An 11,910-nucleotide genomic window follows, 5' to 3' on the forward strand; every position below is an offset into this window, starting at 1 on the left:
GTTAATGATTCATCAGAGTTTTCCTGTCGGGATAGAATTTCTTTCAGACGGGATATGTTCTTATCACTAAAACCGTTATCAACCAAATCTTTTTCAGTAATGTTTGTTTTCATCAATTGGCACCCATTGAAAGCATTAGCAGGGATAGTCTACATTTATATGAACAGGTTTTGAACTCATATTTTGTTGCCGTCACCAGCGCGACTTTCCCCGATAAATCAATATTCATGGTTGAGCCTTTTTTATCGAATGGAGTAGTAAGTGTAGCAGGTAGGGGAAGGGGGCTTCGGTCAGCGGCAATCAACAATATCGATGGCGATATCGAAATTATCCGTTAGAGCATAGCGGTGAGAGCCTCTAATAATGGAGGCTGTTTTTGGCGATTACACTGATACTGATGAGTAAACGATGAATACGACTTTTCCCAGTAAAGTCCTCGGCGATATGCGCGTTACTGCCGTAAGCGATGGCTATTTGCAGGTAGGTTTTGGCCTGTTAACCAAAATTGATGAAGACGAGTGCAGAAACATTCAGGCAAACGCCCGTATAGCACAACCGAATGCGGTCAACATAAACACCTTTCTGGTACAACAAGCTGGGATGAATATCCTGATCGATAGCGGCGCTGGCGGCGTTATGGGGTGGGGAGGCCAACTGATCAATAATCTGGCTACACTTGGCGTCAAACCAGAGGATATTGACGCCGTACTGTTGACCCATGCGCATCCCGATCACATCGGTGGCTTAATTAATTCGCAGCAAGACGCGGTATTTCCTCGTGCTGAATTGATAATACCTCAAGATGAATTCAGTTATCTCGAAGATGACCGTAATTTGGTTACGGCCAGTGAACGCGTTAAAGGTAATGTTATGTTCGCGCGCAGCGTGTTTAAACAATATCAGCATCGTTTACGGCTGATTGATGAAGGCGAGGTGTTTGCTGGTATCAGTGCCCTGGCATTGAAAGGACATACGCCAGGTCATACGGGGTATCTCCTCTCTGGAAGCATAGAACGCGTATTAGTGTGGGGGGATATTGTGCATTTTCCCCATATTCAGTTATTAGACCCCGAGGTCACGATAGCCTTCGACTTCGACCCGCTTTTGGCGCAGGAGACGCGCATTCGCCTTCTTGAAAAGGTCTGCGCTGAACAGATACTGGTTGCCGGGATGCATTTTGATACAGCAGGTTTCGCCAGGATTAAAAAATGCTCGTCCGGCTATCAAATTATCCCGGCGGACGGAATTAATAGCCAGTCTCACGCAGCCGTGGATCCTGAAATACGGATGCCACCATGAGGTTCAACTGCTGCAAATCGAAATGGGCGCCCTCAGGGCGGCATAGCAGCTCAATTCCAAAATCATTAAACTCACCTGTTAATGGATGGATTTTTATTTTTTGCTGGATCTCATCGCTGATTGAGCAACGCAGCACCAGCGAGACCCCTTTGCCATCGGCGATATTTGAGAACAGCACCGGGTAAGAGCCGCACTCCACGACGCGCCTGGGAGTAATGTTGCCTTCACGGAATAACATATCCAGATTGCGCATTGAAGTTGCGCATTTTTTACTACTCAATAAAAAGACATTGTCATCCAGAGCGGAGGTCGCGGTGATGGCTGGATGATCTTTCGCGGTGATAATCACTAACTCACTAGTGAGCAACATAGCGCGCGTATGCTGTGGGGAGGAGAAGCCCGCGCCAATAATGACCGCATCATATTCGTGTCTATCGAAAGCATTAAGTAAACTGCTGGTATTGCCGATTGAAACATCAATATCCCAGCCTAAGTCATGGCCTGAATCAATCAATGCGCTGATAACATAGGGCGGCAAACATTCAATGATGCCGATTTTAATCGTTAATCGGCGTCTTTTTGAAAGGGTAATGTTGTGTTTGCAATCATCCGCCAGGTTAAGCATTTTGAGGGCATATTCATACAATATCTTTCCCTGCTCGGTTGGGATGCACCCCTCGTTCTTCCTGTCTAATAGCGTGGCATCCAGGCTACTTTCCAGGCTGCGTATCCGATGGGAAATACTGGATTGCACTCGATTCAGACGTTCTGCCGCCAGGGTGATATTCCCCGTTTCCACAACAGTAACGAACGCCAGAAGTTCATTAAGCTTCATCTTAAACCTTATATGAGCGTTATTTTCTAACCGCCAGCATATTTATAAATTTTGGTGACTACTTTGTCATCAGATTTTTAATTATTGACGAATTTAGCGATGATTATCGCGGTGACGAACGGCCATCGATTTTTTCGCTAATAATCTCGATTTTATTCTCTGGTTTTTCCCTCTGGCGACGCTCATAACAATAAAACCATTTGATCTGTTTTGATAAGGACCTGCGGATATGTCGCTGGTAAGTAGTTGTTCACTTGATCAAGGTTTTGAGGCGCCGAGGCGCTATTTAGCCGCCGCGGCCATATTAATTGGCGTGCTAATGGCGGCGCTGGATAGTTCCATTGTCAATGTCGCCTTGCCTTCGATTGCCAGTGCGTTACGGGTCGATTCGGCGTCCGGTATCTGGATCACCAACGGCTATCAGGTAGCCAGCGCAGCGACGATGCTGATTTGCGCGTCGCTGGGCAGCAGAATCGGTGAGAAGCGTTTTTACACGGCGGGAATGGTGTTATTTACGCTCTCTTCGCTGGGCTGTAGCCTTGCGCCGACCTTTGGCGTACTGGTTACCATGCGGATACTACAAGGGGTAAGTTATGCGGTCATGATAAGCGTGGGGCTGGGATTATATCGGGTTATTTTTCCACCTCGCGCGCTAGGAACGATATTCGGGCTGAATGCGCTGGCCTTTGCGGTTGGCACGGCAATCGGTCCGGCGTTGGGCGGACTTATCATTTCGTATCTTTCCTGGCCGTGGCTTTTCTATATCAATATCCCGCTTGGCGGCGCTGCGATTATTTTCTCCCTGATTTCATTAGGGGCGGATAACGAAAAGGAGAAGGGCTTTGATTGGGCAGGGGCTCTGAGTTCGGCAGCGGCATTGGGCTTGATGGTGGTGGCAGTCGATCAAATTGGCCGCTGGGAGAGCCTGACGCTTATCTATTGCGCGGCGGCGTCAGTGGCGTTAATTGCCTTCTTTATTATCGTCCAGACGCGAGCAAAGCACCCCTTATTGCCGCTTGATATATTTCGTTCACGGCAATATAGCTTTGCGGTGCTTTCATCCGTCTCTATGTTCGTGGCTCAGGGAATGGCGCTGGTCGGCTTACCGTTTGTGTTGCAACATAGCTATCACTATTCAGTACTTGAATCGGCGTTTATCTTTACGCCGTGGCCGGTAGCTGTCGCCTTCTGCGCCCCGGTAGCGGGAAGACTGTCAAACCGTTTTAATCCGACGCAAATTTCTACCGTCGGGGTGGTTATCTTTTGTCTTGGCTTAGGGTCGTTGGCGCTATTGCCGCACGCCGCGACGGTGAATGATTTCTTGTGGCGCGTTGCCGTTTGCGGGGTGGGGTATGGCTTATTCCTGCCGCCAAACAATAAGGAGATGTTTGCCAATGTCTCAGCAAATCGCACGGTAACGGCCTCCGGCGTGCTATCAACGGCCAGGACGACAGGGCAGTCCATCGGTGCGGCGCTGGTGGCGATGGTCATTGCGCTGTTGAACGGCTTAACCGGCCCAGGCGGCGCACAGTTTGCCGTTTATGTGTTTGGCTTCGCCTGCGCTATTGCGGCAATATCCTCTATTGCCAGCACTTTACGCTTGCATCGCTAAAGAAGGGAATGCCGGTAGTGGTGAAAATGCAACCGCTACTGGCACGTTCGATTAAGTGTTTTTAGCATTTTTACCCGCTTAGTTCCGGTATAAAAATTTTAATACATTCAGCAAAACAGATTGTTTTCTTTCGTTATAATAAGGCACTTGAATGCGCTGACGCCCGGACTGGACCTGCTTTCTGATGCTGGAAATAAAAAATATCGCCTGCCTGCGGGATGAACGAATCCTTTTTACCCACTTATCGTTTGCGGTACAGCCCGGCGAGATTATTCAAATTTCAGGCCCCAACGGCGCGGGAAAAACCTCGTTATTACACCTCTTAACCGGGTTATCGACGCCAGAAGAAGGGGAAATTCTCTGGCAGGGCAAACCGCTGCGGCGTACTCGCGATAGCTGGCATGCGCAGCTCTTATGGCTCGGTCATCAGGTGGGGGTTAAAGGGGCGCTAACGGCGGACGAAAATCTGCGCTTTTACCATCCTGAGGCGACCATTGAGGCGCGCTGGCAGGCGCTGGCGCAGGTTGAGCTGGTGGGCTTTGAAGATGTTCCGGTAGCGCAACTCTCCGCCGGGCAACAGCGGCGCGTCGCGCTCGCGAGACTATGGCTCAGCCGCGCGACGTTCTGGATTTTAGATGAACCCTTCACCGCGCTCGATGCGGCTGGCGTGCAAACGCTGACCACCCGGCTGGAGCAGCACGTCGGCCAGGGCGGTGCGGTCATCCTGACCACCCATCAACCCCTGCGCCCGCTCTGCGTTCCCTTACGCACGATTATGTTGAGCGACGATGAGGCGGTCGCGGCATGATCAAGCAGATATTCTGGCGCGACCTGCGCCTCGCCTTTCGCAATTACGCCGAAATTATCAACCCGCTGTGGTTTTTCCTGATTATTATCACCCTGTTCCCCCTCAGTATCGGCCCCGAACCGCAGCTGCTCCGGCAGATTGCGCCGGGCATTGTCTGGGTGGCCGCGTTACTCTCTTCGCTGCTGGCAATGGACCGGCTGTTTCGCGATGACTGGCTGGATGGCTCGCTGCAGCAACTGATGCTGATGCCGGTGCCGCTGTCGCTGGTAGTGCTGGCAAAAATCGCCGCGCATTGGGTAGTCTCCGGGATGCCGCTGCTGATAATCTCCCCGCTGATCGCTATGTTATTCGGACTTTCGACGGCGGAGTGGCAGGTGCTGGCCTTGACGCTGTTAATGGGCACGCCAACGCTGAGCTTTATTGGCGCCATCGGCGTGGGGCTGACCGTCGGCCTGCGGCGCGGCGGCGTATTGCTGAGCCTGCTGGTGCTGCCGCTGATGATTCCGTTACTGATTTTCGCCACCGCCGCCGTGGGCGCGGCGCAGATGCAGTTGCCGGTTGACGGCTATATGGCCATTCTTGGCGCCTTTCTGGCGGGAAGCGCCACCTTAAGTCCGTTTGCTACCGCGGCGGCACTCAGAATTAGCGTGCAATAATTCCCGTTCCCTCGGGGCAATGAGGCAAAGAAAATGTGGAAAGTGTTACATCAACTCGCCATTCCAGAGCGCCTGTATAGCGTATGCGGACGATTCATTCCGCTGATGGCTATCCTCAGCGCGCTGTTTCTGATGGTGGGCTGCGTCTGGGGATTTGTCTACGCCCCGGCAGATTATCAACAGGGTGAAAGCTATCGCATCATGTATCTGCACGTCCCGGCGGCGATGTGGTCGATGGGGATTTACGGCTCAATGGCCGTGACCGCTTTTGTCGGCCTGGTCTGGCAGATGAAAATGGCGGATAAAGCGGTGATGGCGATGGCGCTGCCAGGCGCGGTTTACACCTTCATTGCGCTGGTGACCGGTTCCGCGTGGGGAAAACCGATGTGGGGAACCTGGTGGGTCTGGGATGCGCGTCTGACATCCGAACTGATCCTGCTGTTTTTATACGTCGGGGTGATTGGCCTGTATCACGCTTTTGACGATCGCCGGCTGGCCGGGCGCGCCGCCGGGATACTGGTGCTGGTTGGGGTGGTCAACCTGCCGATTATTCATTATTCCGTGGAATGGTGGAACACCCTACATCAGGGCTCGACCAATATGCAGAAAACCATCGATCCGTCGATGCGCATGCCGTTGCGTTTAACCATTTTCGGTTTCTTATTCCTCTTTATTACTCTGACATTAATGCGTATGCGTAATTTAATTCTGTTGCAGGAGCGCCGCCGCCCGTGGGTCGTGGCGCTGGCTGGCGCTAGTAAGCGCGAGGAGAACTCATGACCCGCGCTTTTCACTCCTGGAGCGATTTCTGGCAGATGGGCGGCTACGCCTTTTATGTCTGGCTGGCGGTTGCAGTGACGGTCATCGCGCTGCTGATTTTGTTCATCCATACCCGCTGGCAGCGCCGGGCGCTACTGGCGGATATACGTCGGCAGATGGCGCGCGAGCGCCGGGTATCGGCGGCGCGTAAGCAAAGCTCAATGAAGGGAGATGCGTTGTGAATCCTCGGCGTAAAGTACGTCTCTGGCTCGCCTGCGGAGTGATTGGGGGGCTGGCGCTGACCGTTGGTCTGGTGATGTATGCATTAAGCTCCAATATCGATCTCTTCTATACACCGGGCGAAGTGATATACGGCAAACGGGAAAATGGCCAGAAGCCAGAGCCGGGGCAGCGTCTACGTATCGGCGGCATGGTGATGCCCGGCAGCGTGAAGCGTGACGATAAAACCCTCGATGTGACCTTCAAACTCTATGATGCCCGCGGCGTCGTCGAGGTGAGCTATACCGGGATCCTGCCGGCGTTGTTCCGCGAGGGGCAAGGGGTCGTAGCCCAGGGGACGCTGCAGGACGGGACGCATATCCGCGCGAAAGAAGTGCTGGCGAAACACGATGAAAATTACACCCCTCCGGAAGTGAAAGAAGCGATGGAAGAGAATCATCATCCGGCTGAGAAACCGCAGGGAGCCGCGCAATGATCCCTGAAATCGGCCTCTTCCTGCTGTGCCTGGCGCTGGGCATTTCCTGCCTGCTGGCGCTATTTCCCTCCTGGGGCGCGATGCGGCAGGATGCGCGGATGATGGCGCTGGCGAAGCCGCTGTCGGTAGCGATGTTTGCCGCCATCCTCGGGGCGTTTCTCATTCTGGTGTACGCCTTTGTGGTGAATGACTTCACCGTTCTGTATGTCGTCAGTAACTCGAATACGCTGCTGCCGGTGTGGTATCGCGTAGCGGCGACCTGGGGGGCCCACGAGGGATCGTTGCTGCTGTGGGTATTGCTGATGAGCGGCTGGACCTGCGCGGTCGCGGCCCTGAGCCGTAATATTCCGCTGGAGGCCTCGTCACGGGTGCTGGCGGTAATGGGGATGATCTCCTTCTGCTTCCTGGCGTTTATCCTGCTGACCTCAAATCCATTCGTGCGTACGCTACCTGATTTCCCCATCGAGGGGCGCGATCTGAACCCTATGCTGCAGGATATCGGGCTGATCTTCCACCCGCCGATGCTGTACATGGGCTATGTGGGCTTCTCCGTGGCCTTTGCTTTCGCCATTGCGTCGCTGATGACCGGGCGCCTTGATAGCGCGTGGGCGCGCTGGTCGCGCCCGTGGACGCTGGCGGCGTGGAGCTTTCTGACGGTCGGTATCGTGCTGGGGTCCGCATGGGCCTATTATGAGCTCGGCTGGGGCGGGTGGTGGTTCTGGGATCCGGTAGAAAACGCCTCTCTGATGCCGTGGCTGGCGGGAACGGCGCTGATTCACTCGCTGTCGGTCACTGAAAAGCGCGGCAGCTTTAAATCCTGGACCGTGCTGCTGGCGATTCTGGCGTTCTCGCTGTGCCTGCTGGGCACCTTCCTGGTGCGTTCCGGGGTACTGATTTCCGTACACTCCTTCGCTTCCGATCCCACGCGCGGCATGTTTATTCTGGCGCTGTTGGTGATCACTATCGGCGGTTCGCTGCTGTTATTCGCCATCAAAGGCGGCAAGGTCCGTTCCCGGGTGCGTCACGAACTGTGGTCGCGCGAGTCGCTACTGCTGGGCAACAATGTGCTGCTGATTGCCGCCATGCTGGTGGTACTGCTGGGGACGCTGCTGCCGCTGATACACAAGCTACTGGGGTTAGGCAGCATTTCTATTGGCGAGCCGTTCTTTAATTCCCTCTTTATTGCGCTGATGATCCCGTTCTCGCTGCTGCTTGGTATCGGGCCGCTGGTGCGCTGGCGTCGCGATGAATTCCACAAGCTGCGTAAGCGGCTGCTGATTGCCGCGTTGGTCTCTATCGTGCTGGCTGTTGTACTGCCATGGCTGATGCAGGATCGTATTAAAGCCATGACCGTGGTTGGCCTGCTGATGTCGCTGTGGGCATTTGTGCTTACCGTGATGGAAGTGGTGGAGCGCGCCACCGACCGCCACCCCTTCTGGCGCGGGCTGACCCGCCTCGGACGCAGCCACTGGGGAATGGTCGCCGGTCACGTAGGGCTGGTGGTCACCGTCATTGGCATCGCCTTCAGTCAGAATTACAGCATCGAACGCGACGTGAGAATGAAGCCGGGCGATAGCGTCGATATCCACCAGTATCACTTTGTGTTCCGTGACGTGCGGGATATCACCGGGCCGAACTACTTTGGCGGTGAAGGGGTGATCGAAGTTTCGCAGAATGGCCGTCACGTGAGTACGCTGCGGGCGGAGAAACGCATTTACAGCAGCAGCCGGATGGAGATGACCGAAGCCGCCATCGACGGCGGGCTGGCGCGCGACCTGTACGCCGCGCTGGGTGAAGAGCTGGCCGACGGTAGCTGGGCGGTGCGCTTGTACTATAAACCTTTTGTTCGCTGGATCTGGTTCGGCGGGATGTTAATGGCGTTTGGCGGCGTGCTGTGCATTCTGGACCCACGTTACCGCTTACGTAAATCACTGCCGGAGAACGCGTGATGAACCGCAAAGTCTTATATTTACCGCTGGCTATCTTCCTGATTCTGGCGGCAGCGCTGATGTGGCAACTGATGCGCAATAGCGACGGCGACGATCCTACCGTGCTTGAATCAGCGCTGGTGGGTAAGCCTCTGCCGGATTTCCGCCTGGCGTCGCTGGAAAAACCGGATGTCATGCTGGATCCCTCTAACATTATCAATGGTAAACCGGTGCTGATTAACGTCTGGGCCACCTGGTGCCCCACCTGCCGGGCGGAGCATCAGTATTTGCGCTCCCTGGCGGCGCAGGGCATTCGCATCGTTGGCATCAACTATAAAGACGATCGCCAGAAAGCGGTGAACTGGCTGCACGAATTGGGCAACCCGTATGCGCTGGGGGTGTTTGACGGCGACGGTATGCTGGGGCTGGATCTTGGCGTGTATGGCGCGCCGGAAACTTTCCTCATCGACGGCAAAGGCATTATCCGCTACCGCCATGCCGGCGATGTGAACGAGCGGGTCTGGCAGCAGGAGATTCTGCCGCTGTGGAATAAATACAGCCAGCAGGGGGGCGCGTGAAATATCTTCTCATCACTTTACTGACGGCGCTGCTCTCGTTTCAGGCGCTGGCGGCGATTGATACCTATCCATTTAAAGATGAGGCTCAGGAGCAGCAGTTCCGCCAGTTGACCGAACAGCTGCGCTGCCCGAAATGCCAGAACAACAGTATTGCCGATTCGAACTCGATGATTGCCGCCGACATGCGCAAAAAGGTCTGGCAATTGATGGAGCAGGGACAAAGCAATCAGCAAATCACCGATTACATGGTGGCGCGCTACGGCAACTTCGTGACCTACGAACCGCCGGTGACCCCCGCGACGATTATCCTCTGGCTGCTGCCGGCTTGTTTTGTTGTGGGCGGCGCGCTGGTGATTTTCCGTTTAAGCCGTCGCTCACGGGCTGAACGCGTCAGCGAACTGAGCGCGCAGGAACAGGAACGCTTAAAGGCGCTGCTTGATGACAATAAAAGGACCCTGAAATGATTGTCGCTTTGCTCATCATGTTGGTGTTACTGCTGGGAACCGCGGCGCTGCTGTTTATTCCGTGGAGCGGCAGGCAGCGCGTTGACCGCAATACCATGAACCATATGATTTATCGGGCGCGCCTGCAGGAGCTTGATGAGGACATTTCAGCGGTGAACGCGGCGCAGCAACAGCAGCTGGTTGACGATTTACGCTTGAATTTATTGGAAGATTTGCCCGAATCTGCCGAAACGAATCACAAAAATAGTAGTTATTGGGTGTATATTCTTGGGGTTATTATACTAACCTCTTTATGCGTAGGGGTTTTTATCCGAACGAGTTACATGACTCGCGTGGTTGAGTGGCAGCAAGTCGTCCAGCAAACGCCGCAGCTGATGCAGCGGGTGATGGATCCACAGGGCAAACCGTTGTCGGAAGAAGAGCTGTTTCGACTGGCGCTGGGGCTACGCACCCGCCTGCAGCAATACCCGGCCGACCAGCTGAGCTGGACGATGCTCGGCAGGCTGCAGCTGGTGCTCAATAATCCAGGAGCCGCGTTACAGGCGTTTGATAAGGCGCGACAGCTGGCGCCAGGCAACGCCGATGCGCAACTGGGATATACCGAAGCGTTACTTCACTCTACGGATCCCAACGATAGCCGTGAAGCCCAGCAACTGCTCGATACGTTGCTGAAGAATAACCATAACGATGTACGGGTGCTTAGCCTGGCGGCGTTTAACGCCTTTGAGCACCAGCAGTATGACAAAGCGATCGCGGCGTGGCAGCTGATGCTGCAACTGTTACCGGCGGATGATGTTCAGCGAGAAATTATCATTCGTAGTATTGACCGCGCGAAAAAAGAACAAGCCGCTACACTGAAATAATTAAAATAACGTGAGTATTGCTCGAAGGCATATTGGATTTGCAATGGGTTATCGCTCTGAAATCACAGGATAATCACCCCCGGCTGATTATCCTGGCTCCGAAAATCTCCATAAATACAGTTGGATTAGAAGGTGAGTGCAATCGTTATAGATTTATTTATATAACGATTGCCATCTGGCAGGGACTTTTGCGTCTTTCATTTAGGAAAAGGGTTAAATAATAAGATGAGTAAACTTTCACTGGAACGCTCTGGTAGGCGAAAAATTATATTTATCGCCTTGCTGGTTGGGATCATTATTGGCGTGGTATTGCTGGCTGGTACCGCGACTATTATGCATAAAACCAGCGATACCGAATTTTGTGTGTCATGTCATACCATGCAGCAGCCTCTGGCGGAATATCAGGGCAGCGTGCATTTTCAGAACGATAAAGGTATTCGCGCCGAGTGCGCCGATTGCCACGTTCCTCATCAGCCGATCGATTATATGCTGACCAAAATTGGCGCCCTGAAAGATGTCTGGGGTGAAATGACCGGCAAAATCGACACCCCGGAAAAATACGAGGCGCATAAACTGGCGATGGCCCAGAGCGTCTGGGATGGGTTGAAGAAGAGCGATTCGGCGACCTGCCGTTCCTGCCACGACTATAAAGCGATGGATATTCTGGCGCAAACCCCTGAAGCCCGTAAGCAGCACCCGGTCGCGATCAAAGAAGGCGAAACCTGCATCGACTGCCATAAAGGCGTGGCGCATATTCTGCCGAACATGAGCGGCCTGGCGGCGGCAGGGGCCAGCGAGCTCGCTAACGCGGCGGCGAAAACCCCGGCGACCGCGACCACCCTTTACACCATTCAGACCCAGCCGTTCTGGCTGAGCGAGAAAGCGGGCGACCATAACGACGGTAACCTGATGGCCTCCACTGAAGTGAAAGTGGTGAAACGTGAAGGCGACATGGTGCTGGCGGATGTTCATGGCTGGCAACAGGATGGCGTCACCGAAGCCTTCTACGCCGCGCGCGGCAAACGCATTATGAGCGCGCTGCTGGGCGAAGAAGCTCGCAAAGCGTTAAAAGTGTCTGGCTCCGTTACCGATGAAGAGACCAAACAGGTCTGGCATGAAGTCGATCTGCAGGTCTGGCTGCCGGCGAAAAATCTGATTGGCGATCAGCAAAAAATCTGGAGTTACGCTTCTGAATTAATGGCTAACAACTGTACCGGCTGTCATGGCCTGACCGAGTTGAATCGCTTTAACGCCAACCAGTGGATTGGGGTGGTTAAAGGTATGTCCGGCCGTACTTCACTGACTCAGGAACAGGTTCGTCTCCTGACCCAGTACGTACAAAAACATGCGAGCGACATGCCAGCAGCGGCCAATCAGGACAAACAATAAGGAG

The 11,910-nt window shown here is 54.1% G+C and carries 13 protein-coding genes; 12 read left to right on the forward strand and 1 reads right to left on the reverse strand.

Annotated elements, in window-relative coordinates; all coding sequences use genetic code 11:
• Positions 1–408 precede the first annotated feature (408 nt).
• A complete protein-coding gene (locus PGR10_RS13620) occupies positions 409–1,299 on the forward strand; it encodes an MBL fold metallo-hydrolase (protein WP_430923627.1) in 891 nt (296 codons plus the stop codon).
• On the opposite strand, the gene PGR10_RS13625 is transcribed toward PGR10_RS13620, so the two are convergent.
• Positions 1,247–2,134, reverse strand: coding sequence for a LysR family transcriptional regulator (locus PGR10_RS13625; protein WP_045413269.1), 888 nt, complete (start codon positions 2,132–2,134; stop codon positions 1,247–1,249). The two genes, PGR10_RS13620 and PGR10_RS13625, sit on opposite strands and share 53 nt — an antisense overlap.
• 229 nt (positions 2,135–2,363) lie before the next feature.
• Here PGR10_RS13625 and PGR10_RS13630 point away from each other — a divergent pair, with 229 nt between their 5' ends.
• From PGR10_RS13630 to PGR10_RS13680, 11 genes are all read left to right on the forward strand, one after another.
• The gene (locus PGR10_RS13630) at positions 2,364–3,746 is read left to right on the forward strand and encodes an MFS transporter (RefSeq protein ID WP_430923628.1); all 1,383 of its coding nucleotides are present in this window, start codon (positions 2,364–2,366) and stop codon (positions 3,744–3,746) included.
• 184 nt (positions 3,747–3,930) lie between these two features.
• Positions 3,931–4,554, forward strand: coding sequence for a cytochrome c biogenesis heme-transporting ATPase CcmA (gene ccmA / locus PGR10_RS13635; RefSeq protein WP_430923629.1), 624 nt, complete (start codon positions 3,931–3,933; stop codon positions 4,552–4,554).
• Entirely contained in the window at positions 4,551–5,210 is a 660-nt protein-coding gene (gene ccmB / locus PGR10_RS13640; protein ID WP_430923630.1) for a heme exporter protein CcmB, read from the forward strand. The genes ccmA and ccmB overlap by 4 nt, the downstream gene beginning before the upstream one ends.
• 33 nt (positions 5,211–5,243) lie before the next feature.
• Complete coding sequence (locus PGR10_RS13645) at positions 5,244–5,990, forward strand: heme ABC transporter permease (RefSeq protein ID WP_430923631.1); 747 nt, start codon at positions 5,244–5,246, stop codon at positions 5,988–5,990.
• Entirely contained in the window at positions 5,987–6,211 is a 225-nt protein-coding gene (gene ccmD / locus PGR10_RS13650) for a heme exporter protein CcmD (RefSeq protein WP_087858647.1), read from the forward strand. Before PGR10_RS13645 ends, ccmD begins: the two co-directional genes overlap by 4 nt.
• Positions 6,208–6,684, forward strand: coding sequence for a cytochrome c maturation protein CcmE (gene ccmE / locus PGR10_RS13655; protein WP_015703212.1), 477 nt, complete (start codon positions 6,208–6,210; stop codon positions 6,682–6,684). Before ccmD ends, ccmE begins: the two co-directional genes overlap by 4 nt.
• The gene (locus tag PGR10_RS13660; RefSeq protein ID WP_430919181.1) at positions 6,681–8,633 is read left to right on the forward strand and encodes a heme lyase CcmF/NrfE family subunit; all 1,953 of its coding nucleotides are present in this window, start codon (positions 6,681–6,683) and stop codon (positions 8,631–8,633) included. The genes ccmE and PGR10_RS13660 overlap by 4 nt, the downstream gene beginning before the upstream one ends.
• The gene (locus PGR10_RS13665; RefSeq protein WP_015370115.1) at positions 8,633–9,190 is read left to right on the forward strand and encodes a DsbE family thiol:disulfide interchange protein; all 558 of its coding nucleotides are present in this window, start codon (positions 8,633–8,635) and stop codon (positions 9,188–9,190) included. Before PGR10_RS13660 ends, PGR10_RS13665 begins: the two co-directional genes overlap by 1 nt.
• Positions 9,187–9,654, forward strand: a complete 468-nt coding sequence (locus PGR10_RS13670; RefSeq protein WP_045378283.1) for a cytochrome c-type biogenesis protein — start codon at positions 9,187–9,189, stop codon at positions 9,652–9,654. The genes PGR10_RS13665 and PGR10_RS13670 overlap by 4 nt, the downstream gene beginning before the upstream one ends.
• On the forward strand, positions 9,651–10,517 hold the full coding sequence (ccmI, locus tag PGR10_RS13675) for a c-type cytochrome biogenesis protein CcmI (RefSeq protein WP_308957871.1): 867 nt from the start codon (positions 9,651–9,653) through the stop codon (positions 10,515–10,517). The genes PGR10_RS13670 and ccmI overlap by 4 nt, the downstream gene beginning before the upstream one ends.
• Positions 10,518–10,742: 225 nt before the next feature.
• Positions 10,743–11,906, forward strand: a complete 1,164-nt coding sequence (locus PGR10_RS13680; RefSeq protein WP_006798114.1) for a NapC/NirT family cytochrome c — start codon at positions 10,743–10,745, stop codon at positions 11,904–11,906.
• Positions 11,907–11,910: the final 4 nt, after the last annotated feature.

Origin of the sequence: Klebsiella sp. 141198, assembly GCF_050600785.1 — a bacterium.
GTDB classification, from domain to species: domain Bacteria; phylum Pseudomonadota; class Gammaproteobacteria; order Enterobacterales; family Enterobacteriaceae; genus Klebsiella; species Klebsiella aerogenes.

What these genes read in the sequence shown, in the direction of transcription:
- PGR10_RS13620 (WP_430923627.1), top strand. Translation starts at nt 409, where the DNA reads ATGAATACGACTTTTCCCAGTAAAGTCCTCGGCGATATGCGCGTTACT.
- PGR10_RS13625 (WP_045413269.1), bottom strand. Translation starts at nt 2,134, where the DNA reads ATGAAGCTTAATGAACTTCTGGCGTTCGTTACTGTTGTGGAAACGGGG.
- PGR10_RS13630 (WP_430923628.1), top strand. Translation starts at nt 2,364, where the DNA reads ATGTCGCTGGTAAGTAGTTGTTCACTTGATCAAGGTTTTGAGGCGCCG.
- ccmA (WP_430923629.1), top strand. Translation starts at nt 3,931, where the DNA reads ATGCTGGAAATAAAAAATATCGCCTGCCTGCGGGATGAACGAATCCTT.
- ccmB (WP_430923630.1), top strand. Translation starts at nt 4,551, where the DNA reads ATGATCAAGCAGATATTCTGGCGCGACCTGCGCCTCGCCTTTCGCAAT.
- PGR10_RS13645 (WP_430923631.1), top strand. Translation starts at nt 5,244, where the DNA reads ATGTGGAAAGTGTTACATCAACTCGCCATTCCAGAGCGCCTGTATAGC.
- ccmD (WP_087858647.1), top strand. Translation starts at nt 5,987, where the DNA reads ATGACCCGCGCTTTTCACTCCTGGAGCGATTTCTGGCAGATGGGCGGC.
- PGR10_RS13660 (WP_430919181.1), top strand. Translation starts at nt 6,681, where the DNA reads ATGATCCCTGAAATCGGCCTCTTCCTGCTGTGCCTGGCGCTGGGCATT.
- PGR10_RS13665 (WP_015370115.1), top strand. Translation starts at nt 8,633, where the DNA reads ATGAACCGCAAAGTCTTATATTTACCGCTGGCTATCTTCCTGATTCTG.
- ccmI (WP_308957871.1), top strand. Translation starts at nt 9,651, where the DNA reads ATGATTGTCGCTTTGCTCATCATGTTGGTGTTACTGCTGGGAACCGCG.
- PGR10_RS13680 (WP_006798114.1), top strand. Translation starts at nt 10,743, where the DNA reads ATGAGTAAACTTTCACTGGAACGCTCTGGTAGGCGAAAAATTATATTT.